The 16647-nt window shown below is 41.1% G+C and carries 20 protein-coding genes; 17 read left to right on the forward strand and 3 right to left on the reverse strand.

Annotated features, from left to right (window positions below; genetic code table 11):
• Positions 1 to 112: 112 nt before the first annotated feature.
• Positions 113 to 712 carry an acetate uptake transporter gene (locus OW255_RS06980; RefSeq protein WP_024836643.1) on the forward strand — a complete coding sequence of 200 codons (600 nt, stop codon included), beginning with the start codon at positions 113 to 115 and terminating at the stop codon, positions 710 to 712.
• A gap of 57 nt (positions 713 to 769) precedes the next feature.
• Here the strand turns inward: OW255_RS06980 and fdhD are convergent, their stop codons facing one another.
• Genes fdhD through OW255_RS06995 form a run of 3 tightly spaced genes read right to left on the reverse strand, consistent with a single transcriptional unit; the run spans position 770 to position 3672 of the window.
• Complete coding sequence (gene fdhD / locus OW255_RS06985; protein WP_268116126.1) at positions 770 to 1576, reverse strand: formate dehydrogenase accessory sulfurtransferase FdhD; 807 nt, start codon at positions 1574 to 1576, stop codon at positions 770 to 772.
• 27 nt (positions 1577 to 1603) lie between these two features.
• Entirely contained in the window at positions 1604 to 2938 is a 1335-nt protein-coding gene (locus OW255_RS06990) for a sensor histidine kinase (RefSeq protein WP_024836641.1), read from the reverse strand.
• Complete coding sequence (locus OW255_RS06995) at positions 2935 to 3672, reverse strand: LytR/AlgR family response regulator transcription factor (RefSeq protein ID WP_024836640.1); 738 nt, start codon at positions 3670 to 3672, stop codon at positions 2935 to 2937. The genes OW255_RS06990 and OW255_RS06995 overlap by 4 nt, the downstream gene beginning before the upstream one ends.
• 217 nt (positions 3673 to 3889) lie before the next feature.
• Here OW255_RS06995 and OW255_RS07000 point away from each other — a divergent pair, with 217 nt between their 5' ends.
• The 16 genes from OW255_RS07000 to OW255_RS07075 all read left to right on the forward strand — a co-directional run bounded on the left by OW255_RS07000 (position 3890) and on the right by OW255_RS07075 (position 16643).
• A complete protein-coding gene (locus OW255_RS07000) occupies positions 3890 to 4033 on the forward strand; it encodes a cyclic lactone autoinducer peptide (protein ID WP_268116127.1) in 144 nt (47 codons plus the stop codon).
• A 61-nt stretch (positions 4034 to 4094) separates the two neighbouring features.
• The gene (locus OW255_RS07005; protein ID WP_268116128.1) at positions 4095 to 4625 is read left to right on the forward strand and encodes an accessory gene regulator B family protein; all 531 of its coding nucleotides are present in this window, start codon (positions 4095 to 4097) and stop codon (positions 4623 to 4625) included.
• Between the two features lie 115 nt (positions 4626 to 4740).
• A complete protein-coding gene (locus OW255_RS07010; protein ID WP_268116129.1) occupies positions 4741 to 6795 on the forward strand; it encodes an aldehyde ferredoxin oxidoreductase family protein in 2055 nt (684 codons plus the stop codon).
• A 23-nt stretch (positions 6796 to 6818) separates the two neighbouring features.
• Positions 6819 to 7316 (forward strand): hypothetical protein, encoded by a 498-nt coding sequence (locus OW255_RS07015; RefSeq protein ID WP_268116130.1) that lies wholly within the window; start codon positions 6819 to 6821, stop codon positions 7314 to 7316.
• A gap of 13 nt (positions 7317 to 7329) precedes the next feature.
• Positions 7330 to 8133, forward strand: a complete 804-nt coding sequence (locus OW255_RS07020; protein WP_024836636.1) for a sugar phosphate nucleotidyltransferase — start codon at positions 7330 to 7332, stop codon at positions 8131 to 8133.
• Positions 8066 to 9274 (forward strand): nucleotide disphospho-sugar-binding domain-containing protein, encoded by a 1209-nt coding sequence (locus tag OW255_RS07025; protein ID WP_268116131.1) that lies wholly within the window; start codon positions 8066 to 8068, stop codon positions 9272 to 9274. Before OW255_RS07020 ends, OW255_RS07025 begins: the two co-directional genes overlap by 68 nt.
• A 22-nt stretch (positions 9275 to 9296) precedes the next feature.
• Positions 9297 to 10265 (forward strand): 3-oxoacyl-ACP synthase III family protein, encoded by a 969-nt coding sequence (locus tag OW255_RS07030; protein WP_268116132.1) that lies wholly within the window; start codon positions 9297 to 9299, stop codon positions 10263 to 10265.
• Between the two features lie 27 nt (positions 10266 to 10292).
• Positions 10293 to 10511, forward strand: coding sequence for a hypothetical protein (locus OW255_RS07035; protein ID WP_268116133.1), 219 nt, complete (start codon positions 10293 to 10295; stop codon positions 10509 to 10511).
• 33 nt (positions 10512 to 10544) lie between these two features.
• Positions 10545 to 11477, forward strand: a complete 933-nt coding sequence (locus OW255_RS07040) for a GNAT family N-acetyltransferase (RefSeq protein ID WP_268116134.1) — start codon at positions 10545 to 10547, stop codon at positions 11475 to 11477.
• A gap of 25 nt (positions 11478 to 11502) precedes the next feature.
• Complete coding sequence (locus OW255_RS07045) at positions 11503 to 11922, forward strand: SRPBCC family protein (protein ID WP_155857735.1); 420 nt, start codon at positions 11503 to 11505, stop codon at positions 11920 to 11922.
• Between the two features lies 1 nt (position 11923).
• Positions 11924 to 13663, forward strand: coding sequence for an indolepyruvate ferredoxin oxidoreductase subunit alpha (gene iorA / locus OW255_RS07050; protein ID WP_334308254.1), 1740 nt, complete (start codon positions 11924 to 11926; stop codon positions 13661 to 13663).
• A 17-nt stretch (positions 13664 to 13680) separates the two neighbouring features.
• Positions 13681 to 14283, forward strand: coding sequence for an indolepyruvate oxidoreductase subunit beta (locus OW255_RS07055; RefSeq protein ID WP_024836629.1), 603 nt, complete (start codon positions 13681 to 13683; stop codon positions 14281 to 14283).
• Positions 14273 to 15133 (forward strand): hypothetical protein, encoded by an 861-nt coding sequence (locus OW255_RS07060; protein ID WP_024836628.1) that lies wholly within the window; start codon positions 14273 to 14275, stop codon positions 15131 to 15133. The genes OW255_RS07055 and OW255_RS07060 overlap by 11 nt, the downstream gene beginning before the upstream one ends.
• 22 nt (positions 15134 to 15155) lie before the next feature.
• Entirely contained in the window at positions 15156 to 15458 is a 303-nt protein-coding gene (locus tag OW255_RS07065) for an acyl carrier protein (protein WP_024836627.1), read from the forward strand.
• A gap of 5 nt (positions 15459 to 15463) precedes the next feature.
• Positions 15464 to 16201, forward strand: a complete 738-nt coding sequence (locus OW255_RS07070) for an enoyl-CoA hydratase/isomerase family protein (protein WP_197029658.1) — start codon at positions 15464 to 15466, stop codon at positions 16199 to 16201.
• A 61-nt stretch (positions 16202 to 16262) separates the two neighbouring features.
• A complete protein-coding gene (locus OW255_RS07075; protein ID WP_326498157.1) occupies positions 16263 to 16643 on the forward strand; it encodes an acyl-CoA thioesterase in 381 nt (126 codons plus the stop codon).
• The last annotated feature ends 4 nt before the right edge of the window (positions 16644 to 16647 follow it).

A 16647-nucleotide genomic window follows, 5' to 3' on the forward strand; every position in this document is an offset into this window, starting at 1 on the left:
AAAGAATTCCCTGGATTCTTACAAAGAATTATGTTGAATTTTGTCATAATGGATGATATTATATGCCAGGTGCGTATTCGCATATTTATATAACGAAAGGATATTTCAAATAATGTCAACCAAAACAGCACAATCCATTCAGACAACACCAGCAGCACAATCAGCTACCGCTGCTATAGCGAATCCAGCTCCTCTTGGACTTTTAGGATTCGGAATGACTACCTGCCTGCTTAATCTTCACAATGCAGGAATCATACCTTTATCCATTGTTATTGTAGCGATGGGATTTGCATTAGGCGGTGCCGCTCAGATCATAGCTGGCATTATGGAATTTAAGAAAAATAACACCTTTGGCGCAACGGCATTTACAGCCTACGGTTTCTTCTGGTGGTCTTTGATTATCATCTGGATCAATCCATTTAAAGGAATCGAAGCTGCAGATCCTATGAGTATGGGCTTTTACTTAGGTCTCTGGTGTGTGTTCACTCTCTTTATGTTCATTGGAACTTTGAAACATAACCGTGCCAGCCAGGTGGTTTTTGGCTCACTTACTGTTTTGTTTTTCCTGCTTTCCATGGCAAACTTTACTGGTTCTGAATCCATACATACATTAGCTGGATATGTAGGAATTTTCTGCGGTCTTTCCGCTATTTATAATTCCATGGGCCAGGTTTTAAACAACGAATTTAAAAAGACAATTTTACCTTTATAAATTGTGGATAGAAAAAAGGATTTGAAACGCTTCGTTTCAAATCCTTTTTTCTTGGAGTTAATATAGAAGCCTTTGTTCGTTGGAATATAAATTAAGTTTCGCTCCTCTCGCAAAGCCCGCCAGGGTAATATTGTATTTATCCGCCATTTCAATGGCCACATCTGTGGGAACCGATCGGGCCACCAGGATAGGGATTTTAGCCTTAATGATTTTTAATATCATATCACTGGGTACTCTGCCGCTGGTAATGAGGACGGTCTTTGATAAGTCAACTCTGTGGCCCATGGCGTAGCCCAGGACTTTATCCACTGCATTATGTCTGCCGATATCCTCCATCAGATAGAGTAAGCCTGTTTCATTATACAATGCGCAGGAATGGATTCCACGGGTTGATTTGTAAATTTCACTGCTTTTTTGAAACTCATTCATATATGACAGAACCGTCTCAAATGGGATCCTATAAGAGTGCTCCAGAGGAGTCAAGTCACTGTCGTTCATGAGATAATAAGCGATGGAGTGCTGTTTCCCGCAGGCGGTGGTAACGGTACGGATTCCTTCGGTTGCCTCAATCATATCTTTAAACATATCATTGTTCGTTAATGTAACAAACGCTTTTCCCTCATCTTCCAGGATTTCAATGGATTCGATCTCCGATATTTCTCCAATGATTCCTTCCGTGTATAAATTTCCCAGAACCAATTCATATAAATTCTTATGGGTACAAATAAGATTTACATAACGTATCCCGTTTACAAAGATAGATAGCTTGTATTCTATTAGGATGTCCTGATGCTCTTCGGACTGTGAATCAGTGCTGCATACTAAAATCTTATAATTTTTGCTGACGTGGTTTGTATCTGACATGGATTCTCCTATTCATCAATCATATAATCAGCAGGCTTCATCAGGTAAATATAGTAAAACATTAGCTGTAAATATATTTTTTTCCCCTCTTTGCTGTTCTCCGTAATTAAATTCAAGAACTCCGTTATATTTTTTGACGGTATGGCTAACAGAATTCAGCCCAATTCCATGCCAGGTCTTATCCTTTTTGGTTGAGTATGGTTTTCCGTCTTTGATATTTAGCTGGGAGTAATCATAGGAGTTTACCACCTGTATGGTAAGAACTCCGTGGATGGCAGAGACATGGATTAGAATCTCTCTTTGCTCTTTTGGAAGCTTGATACAAGCTTCCAGCGCATTGTCCAACAGGTTTCCTAAGATAATGGTGAGATCCATCTTGTCGATGTCAAGAATTTTAGGCAGTCGGATATGCACTTCCGTTTTTACATAAAAATGCTGGGATAGATAAAGCTTATTGTTAATCAGTGCGTCTATGACCGGGTGCCCACTGTTGACACCAGCTTCCTGAGCTTTAACATTGACCGTAAGCTTTCTTATATATTCGATCAATTCTTTGTTCTGCCCTTGTTCTGCCAGCCCGGATATGGCTGCCAGATGGTTATTTATGTTGTGGCGGTCTTCCCGCAGACTTTTTTGAAACCGTTGGATCAGAACCGATTGCTTTTCATATGCATTGTTCTGTTGAGAGAGAAGGAGGTTTTCATACTTTAGATTCTCTTCCAGCAATAGCTTATCATATAAGTAAAACAGCAAAATATTAACGACTAACAAAACAAGAGACGCACTGGTTAATAAAAAAGAAGATTCGGCTTGATTGGAAATAATCTCTAACGTCATACTGTTTAAGATATAGATACTTCCTGCAGGAATCAAAAACATAGCCAGCCAGCGGGGAGGTCTTATATCTGCGTTATAAGTTGCCTGTTTGTAAAAAAAGATTTTACTCCATTTTACCAGACCGAACATCATCATGTTTGATAAGATGATTCCAATGATGACAAAGAAATCTTGTTGTATGATGGTATTAAAGGAACCTCCAATAAAAAGAACGAGTGCCGCCGCCGTACAATCTTCACTCGCAAGAGAGAGGATATAGATGAAGGAAGCAGCGAGGAGGCGCTTAAATACAGATGTCTTGTAAAAATAGCATATGAGAAAAAATGCAGCCATATTAAATATGATGTTTAACATGGGATTAAATAAATAAAAGTACAAATAAGCCCCGGCAAGGTAATAGGCTGTAAAAGCAATTCCGATGGCCCAGACAGGGGTCCTCCTTTTCTTTAAAAAGGTATCAATAAAATCATATATTACATAAGTCCGAATGATATTCATAATTAAATATGTAATGACTACGTTCATTTGTTATCTTCCTTATTCTTCCTAAGCTGCAAATACCTCGCTCTTATTTCCTTTCTCTTTGGACCGCTGATTGCCAATTCAGCCTGATTGGACATGTGGACTTTATCATAGGACATTTGCCGAATATGGTTGTAATTAATTAAGATAGAATGATGAATCAATAAAAATCCTTGTTTTTCTAACCTCTCAGATACTTCCGTCAGCTTTCCATAGAAAATATATCCGTTATTTTTTGTAATTACACTAATTTTATGACCTTTGGATATCTCCATATAAATGATATCTTCCATGGGAATATTGCAATGTCCTTTGTCAATGTCCTTAAAACAAAAAAAATCGTCCTGTGTTTCATTTAACCGTTTGTAAGCACTCAGAAGATCTCTTTTAAAAAGCAGAGGATCTATGGGCTTTGATAAAAAGCGAAAGGTGTCTAAGCAAAAAACCTCTTTTGCCCGGTTATCGTAGGAAGATATGTAGATAATAATGGTTTTTTTAATTTGAAAATAATCTCTTAGTTTCGTTCCGACTTCAATTCCGTTCATGCCATTCATGCTTATATCCAGAAATGCCAAGTCATAAAAAGTACCTCCTTTTAGTTTTTCACACAAACTCTCCCCTGATGTGAAAGAATCGGTGAAGTAAGAGATATGCGCCTCTGATAATGTGCTATGAATCATGGTTTTAATCTGCTCAATAAATATGGGCTCGTCATCACAGATAGCAATTTTAATCATAAATGTCTCTGTCTCCTTCCATTCTTTTACTAAAAAATATTTTATCATAGGTATGTCAAAAAAAGTATTAAAAAAATGTTGAAAAAGGGGATATAAGAGAATTTGCTTATTTTATAAGAGAAAATGAAAAGATATTTTGCAAAAAAAAAGATTATGCTATACTAGGCAAAATTAAGTATCTATAATTCTATATTTTAAAACAAAGGAGAGTATTAAAATGAAAAAATTATCTGTTGTAATGGGAAATGTTGTAGTTGCTCTTGCTCTTAAATCAGCTGTTACCACAAGCAATTTGGCGTGCGGATATATTTATTATCAGCCTGAGATGCCAAAAGAAGCAAAGAAATTAAGAAAATTCTAATGTCATGTTTAGAAGATTAAGTATCAGGATAGCCGACCAGCTGATCTCAATGGGGAGATTCATGGAAGAGGACAGGGCTATCTACCAGTTTGGTCTTGAGATGCTGTTCCTCAATCTTGTTAATTTGTTATCAGCAGCTTTTATAGGACTTTTTATGGGACAACTGTTGGAATGCTTTATGTTCCTGGCACTTTTTATTCCACTTCGCTGTCATGCAGGAGGATATCATGCAGAGAATCCACTGTGCTGTTATTTTTTGTCCAATGCAGTCATTGTTTTCGCTCTTTTACTCCTTCGCACCTCTCCCGTAATGATGGCGAGGGGCGCAGGGGTGGTCTTCTTACTTTTATCCGCAGTCATGGCAGCAATTCTGGCCCCTGTGGAAAACTTAAATAAGCCACTGGATGAAGCGGAGAAAAGGGTTTATGGATTCCGGACCCGGGTTGTATTAATTATCCAGGTTCTTATTGGTCTGGTCTGCTATGCATACGCCTATTACCAGGGAGTATGGATTATTTTACTAACCATTGTTCTCGTGGTAATAACAGAACTACTGGGGCTTTTACAAAATACCTTTAGCCGCAGCCGATGACCCTCTTTTTTTACAGACCACAATATGCTGCAAAGTACCACCCCACGTTGGATGCACATGACGCGACGTGACTTCACCACCGAAAAAAGCGGATACAGCAAGGAGGCTGATAATCGTGGAATATATTCATGACAATCAGATTGCTACCATTAACTTAACCACTGGTGATGTGAGATTGGAAGAAATCACCAGAGAGCTTAGAACGAATTACATAGGCGGTCCGGGAATCAATACGAAGATTTTATATGACTCTGATGCTGCTGACCATGATGCTCTTTCAGAAAAGAACTTATTGATCTTTGGCATCGGGCCAAGTGTAGGCACTGGGCTTCCAGCCAGTAACCGTTGTACCATTACAGCAAAAAGTCCCATTACCGACGCGTATGGTGATTCTAATCTGGGCGGAGAATTTAACGTCAGACTCCGTACAGTAGGAATCGATCACCTTGTATTTTCCGGAAGATCCGATCATCCTGTGTATGTTCTTATAAAAAGCAACCGTGAGATTGAGATACTAGATGCCAGCGAGCTTTGGGGAATGTATACGGAGAAAGTGACCGAGCTTCTTACGGAGCGTCATGGAAAAGGTTCAGAGGTTACCTGCATCGGGCCGGCGGGTGAGAATCTGGTACGGTTTGCAAGTGTCATCATGTCAAAATGCCATGTGGCAGGAAGAACGGGTATGGGATGTGTCATGGGGGCAAAAAAATTAAAAGCCATTGTAGTAGAAAAAAAGGTTGGAAAACCCCAGGTATATCACCAGGAAAAGGTCAAGGAAATCCGGGATCAGTGGATTAAGAAATGCAGGGCATCGGTTATCTTAAAATCCGGAAGCATTCAGGGAACCTTAATGTTAATCAAACGGTATCACAAGCAGGGAGCACTGCCCATCCGTAATTTTCAGGCGGCTGATGATAAAAAGGTGAAAGAGTTATATGCTGAGAACTTCCTGTACAAACATGAGACAAAACGTAAGGCTTGTATTTACTGTCCCGTTGGGTGCGCCAGAGAATATGAGATTAAGGAAGGGCGGTATAAGGGAGAAAAAGGAGATCGTCTGGACTATGGTGCAGTAGCGGGCATCGGTCCATTAAATGGGATCTTTGACTGGGCAAGCATTCTTCATCTAAAAAATCTAAGTGATAATCTTGGATTTGATGCCATTGAGGGTGGTTCCACCATTGGCTTCATCCTGGAGTGTTATCAAAGAGGTATCATAAAAGATCCAGAAAAGATATATGAATTTGGCAATGCAGATGATGTGGAGGAATTAATGCACAAAATCTGCCGCAGAGAAGGAATCGGAGACATTGCAGCAGAAGGTGCTTACCGGGCTTCCATTGTGTTACATGCCGAAGAGTATGCATTTTGTATCCGAAAATCTTCTTCTGGTCTTCATTCTAATTCCCATCTGGCAAAATCTTTAAGCTATCTCACCTCCACCAGAGGGGCAGATCACTTAAAGGGTTATGTATTTACTGCAGTCTTTGGCGGATTTTTCTCCGAGGTGGTTTCAAAGCATATCTTTAAAACAAAAGCGGAGAAAAACTTTTCTAAAGTTGAGAAAAAAGGCCGTGTGGTGTGCTGGCATGAAAATTATAAGTATGCGATTGATTGCCTGGGGCTGTGCCTGTTTGCTATCACAGCACTTCCAAGTGCAGGCGTTGCTTATTTTAATGAATTTGCAGAGGTTACTAACGCAATCCTGAATACGGATTTAACCGACGAAGATATATATACTGCCGGAGAGCGTATTTATCAGCTTCAAAATGCCTTTAATGTGGCATGTGGCTTAAAGCTGGAAGATTATCACTGGCCGGAGCGTAAAAAGGAAGATGGTGTGAAAGAAAAATTCCTGAAAGACACTACCATTAAGGTGGGGGGAGAGGAAGGAATGCTTCCGGAATATTTCCGGTACAGAGGTCTGACGCCAGAAGGGCTTCCTACGGTCAAACGATTTCAGGAATTGGGCATTTCCATGTATATAGATAAGGCTAAAGCCACAGATCTTAAAGATGTTATGTCCATAGAAGCTTTATTAAAAGAAGTTGGTCTAAATGCAGAGCTGACGAAAAAAGAAAACAGGATTAATGAGGTCATGAGTTCCCTGATTTGTAAGCTGATGACAAAACAGGACGAAAAAGCACTGCGTAACATGAAACATGAGTAGTATTTCACAGAGGCGGATAACCCATGGGTTGGTTAGATAATAAAGAGAAAATAGAGATACGGTCGCAGGTTTTTATTCCCATTTCGGAGGATCAGGCAGGCTTAGTATTTTATCATGTGTATGACAGAGAAAAGTTCCATAAATGGTTTGACTTTATGCCAGTTCTTTGGATCAGTTTTGACCGGAAACAGCTGGAGCCAGGCTGCATTGGAACCATCTGCTTTACCATGCCTTTATTCTATTACAGATTGAAGGTAACAGAAGTGATAAAGGAAAAATCAATTGTCCTTAAGGGAGATGGCGGCCCCATGAGAGGAAAGGCATATTTTAATTTACATCCTGCTGATGGCGGTGTCATATTGGAAAACATTCATATTCTATCTGGTAAAAATAAGTTTCTGCATAAATATTATGTTTATTGCTTGGTTCCCAATCATCTGGCTTTTATGAATTGGAGATATTCTGTGTTAAAAAAGCAAATAAAAAAAGAACTTGAGAGAAACAAAAAATTACATAAGTAGAGAGGTGCTGATTATGAGAGGTGTTATTTTAGCAGGCGGTCATGGAACGCGTCTGAATCCGTTAACGATCATTACCAACAAGCATTTGCTTCCAGTTTATAAAAAGCCTATGATCTATTACCCCATAGAGACCCTGGCTAAAGTGGGAATCAAAGATATCCTCATCGTAACGAGCGGAGAATATCTAGGGCATTTTTACAAGCTTTTAAAAACAGGCGAAGAGTTTGGCGTCAAGCTTCATTATGAGATTCAGGAAGGCAACGAAGGAACCGGAGCAGCTTTATTGTGCGCAGAAGAATTTGTTAGAGGTGATGAGTTTATGGTCATTCTTGGTGACAATATTGTGACGGAAGATTTAACATCATTTGTAAAAGAGTTTGAATCTGAGAAAAAAGAGTTCAGTGCCAAGATTCTTATTACCCAGTCGGATAATCCAAAACTTTACGGAGTGGTGGAATTTAAGAAAAATAAAATCACCAGGCTGGTGGAAAAGCCCAAAGAACCTTTCTCCAATTACGTCAACACCGGCTTATGGATCTTTAAGCCAGAGGTATTTGAGCTGTTAAAGCAGATGAAGCTAAGCTCAAGAAATGAATATGAAACCACGGATGTTCTCCACCACTATGCAGAACAGGGACAGCTTACCTATGGGATTTTAACTTCCAAATGGACCGATGCGGGAACCTTTGAACAGTTATTTGAGGCAACTGTATTGATGAAAGAGTTAGAAGAGAAGGAGAAAAAGGAAATTGAAAAAGATCATGTTTATCAGTCTTCCGGTATCCGGGCACGTAAACCCGCAGCTCAACCTGTGTAAAGAATTATCCCAGCGTAATGTGAACCTGATTTATTATACCTTTGAGCAGTATTTCCATAAGTTTGACCAGATGGATGGGGTGGATTTGAGGAAATACCCCGATGATTTCTATCATTATTATAATAAGCTTGCGGCAGATGAGAAGCTTCAGTCACAGTTTATGAATCTGCTTTATGTATTTTATACATTTACAGAGAAGCTCCTCCCCTTCATGATGAAAGAAGTGGAAAAAGAGAAGCCGGATCTTATTATATGCGATACCCTGGCCATCTGGAGCAAGATTGCTGCCAGATACTTTCATATTCCTTATGTGTATTTTGTAAGCAGCTTCATGGGAGATAAGATCATGATGAAAGAAACACCTGCCTTTACCATGAGCCTGGTAAAAAGTGCAGCGGTCTCCATTCCCTATATCATGAAGTTTAACACCATTATAAAGCGGTTGGAAAAGCAGTATGGCAAGGTGGTTGATAAGCCATGGAATATCATGGAGCCGGAAGGGAAATTTACGATGGTAGTGACCTCCAAGGATTTTCATCCCGGCGGGTATAAGTATCCCTCCAATGTTAAATTCGTAGGCCCTGCTTTTGTGGACAAAGAAGATCTCACGGAAAAAAAAGATACTATATTCATCAGCCTTGGTACCATATGTTTCAGCCATACCTATTGGGATATCTGCATTGATGCTTCCAAAGACTTAGGATATCAGGTGGTGGTATCCTTTGGCGGCAACAAGAATAATAAAGTAAATGAAGAAAACTTACCGGATCACGTAACGGTTTATGAGAATCTAAGCCTGGAGGAATACCGCAAAGTATTAAAACGGTCTGTATTATTCATATCCCACGGTGGGTTTAACAGCATCAGTGATTCCATTCTTTATGAAACACCCCTCATTATATGCCCTGGTCATGCAGAGCAGGCCAGCAATGGAAGAGTGGTGGAAGCAGATGGCTGCGGTAAGCTTTTTATGGCAAATACAGAAGCGTTCCAGAAGGATAACTTAAAGGCACTGATTCTTCAGGTAATTGAAGATGATACCATGAAAAAGAATTTATCCAAATATCGCAAGTCTTTTTTAGAATCCCCTGGATTTCAGAAGGTAGTAGATGAATTAGACCAGGAATTTCAATTGTTCTGAACATACTTAAGGGAGATGGATTATGGCTTTTATCGTAAATACGGCGCAGTATCTGCCTGCCAATGAGATATTCAATGATGACTTGACCCAGTTTCCGCCAAAATACCGGCAGCTCATTGAAGAAAAAGCTGGGATTAAGACAAGAAGGCACGTGACAGATGAGTGCACTTCGGATCTTGGAGCTTTGGCGGTGAAAGAGCTTTTACGTAAGACCGGGATGAATCCCGCAGAGGTTGATGTTCTTATTTGTGCAACATCATCCCCTGACCGGATACAGCCTGCCACTGCTACCAGGATACAGGAAATGTGCGGGTTTAAAAATGCCTATGCATTTGATATTAATTCAGTCTGCAGCGGAGGAATCTACGGACTAAAGATTGCTTCTTCTCTCATAAATGACGGGGCGAAGAATGTAATCGTGGTGGCTTCAGAGGTATACAGCAAGTTATTAAATCCAAAGGATATTGCTACGTTTCCTTATTTTGGGGACGGGGCAGCAGCCGTTCTTTTATCCGGTCATGGAGCTTTTGAACTAAAAGACATCCTGCTTTTTTCCGATGGAAGCGGCTGTGATGTGATTCAGGTTCCGGCAGGAGGAAGTATGCTTCCGGCAGCCAACGTTAAAAAGGAGCGTGATTATTATTTTTCCATGGAGGGACAAACTGTGTACCGTTTTGCCTGCGAGAAGGGAAGCGAGCTGATTGGACTCCTTTCTAAGAGGAATGAGGTGGCGGCGGACAGGGTCATCACCCATCAGGCCAATTTAAACATTATCAAAGAAATTGCCAGACGCACAGACGTTTCTGATGAGAAGTTCTTTATCAATGTGGACAAATATGCGAACACAGCCGGTGCTTCCGTTCTCATTGCCTTAAGCGAATATCTGGAGTCGGAAGAAGCGAAAAAAGAAAATCATGTATTTCTTGCAGCCTTTGGAGGCGGTCTTTCCTGGGGAGGATGCTATTTAAAGAAAGAACATGATATCAAATAAGCGGAGAAGATAAAGGGGAATGAAACCATGTTAGATATTATTATGACACTTGCTACTGATATTTTTGAGGATGACGATATTCTGTCCACCTCCAGATTGGAAGAAGCTAAGAGATTTGATTCCATGAACCTGGTTCAGTTCATTATTGAACTGAGCGGAACACTGGATATGGATATTGAGGATGAAGAAGTGGAGAAGACCATGACATTTGCTGAGCTGGCAAAGAACCTGGAAGCTAAAAAATAACTTGGGTAAAACCAATAAGGTGAGGTAAATGCCGTGGAATTTAGATTGTTAATGGAAGATTCACAAAAGCTTAAGTTTGTACATGGCTGGGAGCATGCATTTAGCCGGTCCTTTGAAATGCGGGATTATGAATGGATCTTTGATCCCCGTAATCTTGTCTATGGAGCCTTTGAACAGGATACCTTGTGCGCAGGATATTGTATTCTGCAAAGCCAGGCTGTGTTTCAAGGGAATCTGGTAAAGAGCGGACTATGCAACAATGTGTTTGTCACGCCAGAATATCAGGGATGCCATTTGTTTACAAAGCTTGGGCGGTATGTACTTTCAGCGGTCGGTGAAATGGGAATACAGATTTTAGTTGGATTGCCAAATGAAAGCTCTCTTCCGGGACATCGAAGAGTGGGGTGGACTACATTTCCTCCAAATTTCTATCTGGAAAAAAAGATATTAGAAGATGAGAGCGTAACTCAGTTAGAGGATGAGAGGATTACTCTCATGACCTCTCTTAATTTTCCGTTGTGGAAAGAGGCTTTTACTGAATTTGCCTTTAAAATCTCCTCTGGAAGATCATTTTCCATTATTAAAGAGGCAGATTACTTTTCCTGGCGATATTTAAGACGTCCTTCTGGAGATTATAAAATATTTATCTATCAGGAGCATGGAAGGGTGAAGGGATATGTGGTGTATAAGTACTACCAGCCTTTTAAACGGATCCATATCCTTGATGTAGAAGCAGAGAATGAGACTGTCTTTTTCGAATTATTGAAGGCGGCAGGAACCATAAAAGAATCGGTTTCTCTCATTAACGTGTTAAGCTCTACCATTTATGCAGATTATTTTAGTCGTGCTGGATACTGTAAAAGCGCAGAATACAGCAACTTAATAGCATATGATCCTCTGTCAAAGGCCCCGGTTTCTCTTGGAGATACCTGTAATCTGGTCATAGGGGATAATGAAGTTTTTTAATTCCAATGATAAAGGAGATAGCGCGGTGGCATATGCAAACGCAAGTGTCGTGTTACACGGAAAAATAGAAGAAATATTTGAATTTATATTAGATGGTAGAAATAATAAAAAATGGCGGCCTGGTGTAAAATCTGTTGAGTATCCGTCAGAGGAGTCAATTGGAGCTGGAGCCCTGTTTTTGCAAGAGATGAATGGCCCTCCCACAAGAACCATCAAGGCAGATTATAAAATCATAGAATGTGATCGTTATAAAAAGATTTCCTTCCTAATCTTAAACGGTCCTTATACACCTACAGGCAGCTTTTCCTTTGAAGTGAATGACGATGGGGTATCTGTTGATTTTTCCATGGAAGAAGCCGGTGTGGACAGCACGGAACGGGAAAACCATTTTCAAAAGGTGGTAAATGACATTTATAATCTCCAGGAACATTTCGAAAGGAAATGAAATACATATGAAACATATACTCTTAGGAAATGAAGCGGTTGCAAGAGGTGCTTTTGAGTATGGAGTGACAGTTGCATCTGCCTATCCGGGAACACCCAGTACGGAAATTACAGAGAATATTAAAAAGTATGAATCCATTAATACAGAATGGTCTCCCAATGAAAAAGTAGCCTTAGAAGTAGGGATCGGGGCTTCCATCGCAGGAGCCAGAACCATTGTATCCATGAAGCATGTGGGACTGAATGTTGCGGCTGATGCCCTGATGTCCATCTCTTATCCGGGTGTAAATGCCGGTCTGCTCCTTGCAGTCGCAGATGATCCAAGTCAGCACAGCTCTCAGAATGAGCAGGATACAAGATATTTTGGAATGGCGGCAAAGGTTCCCATTCTGGAGCCTTCCGACAGCCAGGAATGTAAGGATTTTGTGGGTATCGGGCTGGAAATCAGTGAGACCTTTGACACCCCGGTCATCTTAAGGTTAAATACGAGAATCTCCCATTCACAAAGCATGGTGGAGCTTCTCGATCAAGTACCCTTCCAGTTAAAGGAGTATGATAAGAATCCCAATAAGTACATCGTGGCTCCGGCAGTAGCAAAAAAGAGACGAGTGGTAGCAGAAGAGCGGTTAAGAAAGCTGGAGGCATTTGCTGAGACCACAGAGCTTAATACAGTGGAGTATCAGAGCAGGGACATTGGAATTATTACAAACGGCATAGCGTATCAATATTCCAAGGAGGTGCTTCCGGAAGCTTCCTATTTAAAACTGGGCCTTTCTTATCCTCTTCCCAGAAAGAAGATTACGGAATTTATAAGGAGCTGTAAGACCGTCTATGTCATTGAAGAACTGGAACCCATAATAGAAGAGAAGATTAAATCCTGGGGGCTTTCAGTCATTGGCAAAGACGTGATTCCTGTTATTGGAGAGTTAAATCAGGAAATCATCCGTGCCGCCGTGCTTAAGGAAAGGATTGATGGAGTGACATCAGAGCTTACAAAGGATATTCCTGTAAGACCTCCGGTTCTCTGTCCAGGCTGTCATCACAGAGGGGTGTTCTATGTCTTAAATAAACTAAAGCTTCATGTCTCGGGAGATATCGGCTGTTATACTCTGGCGGCTTTTGCACCTTTAAGCTCTATGGATACTTCCATCTGTATGGGAGCCAGCATTGGTATGGCCTTTGGGTTTGAAAAGGCAAGAGGAAAAGAATTTTCAAAAAGAACGGTTGCGGTGATAGGAGATTCCACGTTTGTTCATTCCGGCATTACAGGTCTGATTGATGTGGTATATAACCAGGGTAATACTACGGTCATCATACTTGATAATTCCACCACTGCAATGACCGGACACCAGGATCACCCAGGAACTGGCTGTACCATTCGGGGGGAGAAAAGTCAGGCGGTTGATTTTGTAGCTCTGGCAAAGGCCATTGGAATCAAACGGATCCAGACCGTAGACGCCCATGATATCACGGAGCTGGAGCGAATCGTCATAGAAGAGACTCAAGCGGAAGAGCCTTCGGTAATCATAACGAAGCGTCCCTGTGTCCTCCTTAAAAACTCCTCTTTGATCCATAAGCCTCTGAGCATCAAGGAATGCAAAGGGTGCAAGGCATGCATGAAGATTGGTTGTCCTGCCATTTCTTTTTCCCACAGCAGGGCAGAGATAAAAAAAGAGCTTTGTGTTGGATGCGAGCTTTGCACCAGAATCTGCAAATTCGATGCCATTAAAAAAGAGGCGTAAGATGAGGGGGATTTGAGATGAATATATTGTTATCAGCAGTTGGAGGTCAGGGAGCTGTGCTGGCCAGCAGAATTCTTGGTAAGATGGCTCAAAACAGCGGACTGGATGTGAAAGTCTCTGAAGTGCACGGCATGTCTCAAAGAGGCGGAAGTGTAGTTACATATGTGAGGTTTGGTGAAAAGATTCATTCTCCCATTATAGAGAAAGGAACTGCAGATATCATTCTTGCCTTTGAGATGCTGGAAGGCGCCAGATATGTGGAATGGCTAAAGCCGGGCGGAACCTTAATTACAAGCAGCCAACGGATTGACCCTATGCCTGTAATCACCGGCGCAGCGGAGTATCCAGAGGATTTGGAGGAGCGGTTTCAAGCCTTACCAATCCATTATAAGATCATTGATGCCCTTACCTATGCAAAAGAAGCCGGAAATCAAAAGACGGTTAACGTGGTCCTCATCGGGGCATTGGCAGCTATTACTAGCATAGAGGAAGAAAAATGGCGTACAGCCATAAAGGAAGCAGTAAAGGAAAAATTGGTGGACATCAATTTAAAAGCCTTTGAACTCGGATATGAAAACAGTAAATCTATGAAAACGAATAGGAAGAATCATGAGATATAGAAAGTCGATCAGTTTCTTAACCATATTAATTGTTATACTGGCTGGAATTGCCGCTGCCTCAGGCGTTTTCTTACGGGGTGGAGGAAAAGAGATACCCTTACGTTCCATCCATCAAGATCTGGTGATGGCGTATGGACAGGGACTTTATAAGAATGAGTCTGTATCCATGGCATTGCAGGCAAGAGCTCAGGATTTGATAACCCTTGTTTTAGGAGTTCCCACACTACTGTGGTCGGTCCTTCTTGCAGGAAAAGGTTCTCTAAAAGGCAGATTTCTTCTGCTTGGGCTTTTAGGATACCTTCTCTATACGTATACGACTTACTCCTTTGGAGCCATGTATAATGGACTGTTTTTAGTCTATGTGGCATTGTTGTCGGCCTGCTTTTTCGCTTTTATACTGACGTTTTTGTCTTTATGGGAAGAAGATATACAGTCCAGATTAGACAAAGGATTTCCTGAAAAGTTTGTAGGAATTATCCTCATTATAACGGCAGCATTGGCTTGCATGATGTGGTTAAAACGGATTTGTGTTCCCCTGGTCAAACAGGAAGTTCCAGGTGAACTGGAGCATTACACCACACTGGTGATTCAGGCTTTAGACCTGGCCATCCTCCTTCCCACAGGAATACTGGCAGGCATTTTACTTATGAAGAAAAATAAGTTTGGCTACCTCTTAGCACCGGTTATGGTGATTAAGCAGATGGTACTTGTCATCGTGATCATTGCCATGTTCATCAATCAGTCAATCAATGGAGTTGCGACAGATATATCTGAACTCGTTGGTTTTCTGGTGATTGCGGTTATTCTAAGCAGCTGCCTTTACTTATTTCTAAAAAATATTAAAGAATGAGAAAGAACAAAGGAGATATCATATGAGACAATTAAATGAAGAAACAAAAAAAGAAATTAAGGACATGGTGTACTCATTTTTAGCTGATGAGTGTGAGGTTTCCATCAGTGAGCTGAAAGAGGACCTATCTGTCATTGATGATTTAGATGGTGATTCCCTGATGTTTGTAGAGATGATCGAGCAGTTAAAGAAGAAATACAGTTTAAACATCCAGATGCAGAACATTGGGAAATATTTGCTTAAGAATCCGGCAAACACCATCAAAGAGGTGGTTGAGACAGCCTATCTGGTTTATGAAAAGGAAAATGATATCGTAGAGGTATGATAAACATGAACAGAGTATCGTCGCCCATGGTGGAATATGATACGGTGGGAGAAAACATCGGAGTGTTGAGACTTCATAACGGAAGAGATAATCTGGTGGATCATGCCGTTTTTCTGGATCTTACAGAGCTTAAACAGTGGCTCCAGCGAAATTCCTTTCAGGGACTGATTATAACAGGGAACGGAAGGAATTTCAGCAAGGGTGCCAATGTGGAGCGGATCAAAGGGTATAAGCACTGCCCGGAAATACTGGAAGAGGAACTGAATGAAGGAAAGAAAATCTTATCCTACATAGAAGAACTGCCTCTTATCACAGTGGCAGCCATTGAAGGTGCCTGCTTTGGTGCCGGTCTTGAAATTGCTCTTAGCTGCAATTACCGCCTGGCGTCTGAATCCGCTTTATTTTCTTTTCCAGAGGTCACTCTGGGCTTGTTACCTGGGTTTGGCGGAACGATCAGACTTCCGAAGCTAATCGGGCAAAGGGCAGCAAAAAAGCTGATTTTATCCGGAGATATGATTCACGCTCAGGAGGCACTGCGCCTGGGGCTGGTGGATGAGACCACGGGAAAGAAAGAAGCGTTTTTTAAAGCAGTGGAACTGGTGGAAGGACTGGCAAAACGCTGTTCGGCCAGACAAATGGAATGCTTTGATCACATAATGGATCAGCCGGGGTCTGATTACTGGCCCGTGTACGAGAAAGAAAGCAGATACTTTGGCGAACTTATAAGGGCCATGGATATCTGACTGGACAGGAGATGATATTATTTTAACCAATCAGTGTTGGTTTGAAGTTCAGGGGCATGAGCTGGATTCTTTCAAACATGTAAATAATTCTGTTTATTTAAATTATTTAGAGACCGTGCGCTGGAATTTCTTTCGGGAGTTTTCCATGATGGAGGACTTAGAACGGGAGAAGCTATATCCGGTTGTCATAGAGGTAAATGTCAAATATATCAAAGAATTGCGGCTGTTTGACCGGTTTGTGATAAACAGCCGTTACTGGATAGAAAGCAATTATATTGTATCCGACCATAAAGCGGTATGTGAGGGTCAGAAAACCACCATGATGAAAGCAAAGGTAAAAATGCTTCTTGTGTCAGAGGATCGGATTGTATATGATATACCTCCCCATATCAGAGAGGTGTTTTCAGCCGAAGAACCAGTCATAGCCCACAAGGGGGAATGATTTG

It is taken from the genome of Lacrimispora xylanolytica (assembly GCF_026723765.1).
In the GTDB taxonomy this organism is placed as follows: domain Bacteria; phylum Bacillota; class Clostridia; order Lachnospirales; family Lachnospiraceae; genus Lacrimispora; species Lacrimispora xylanolytica.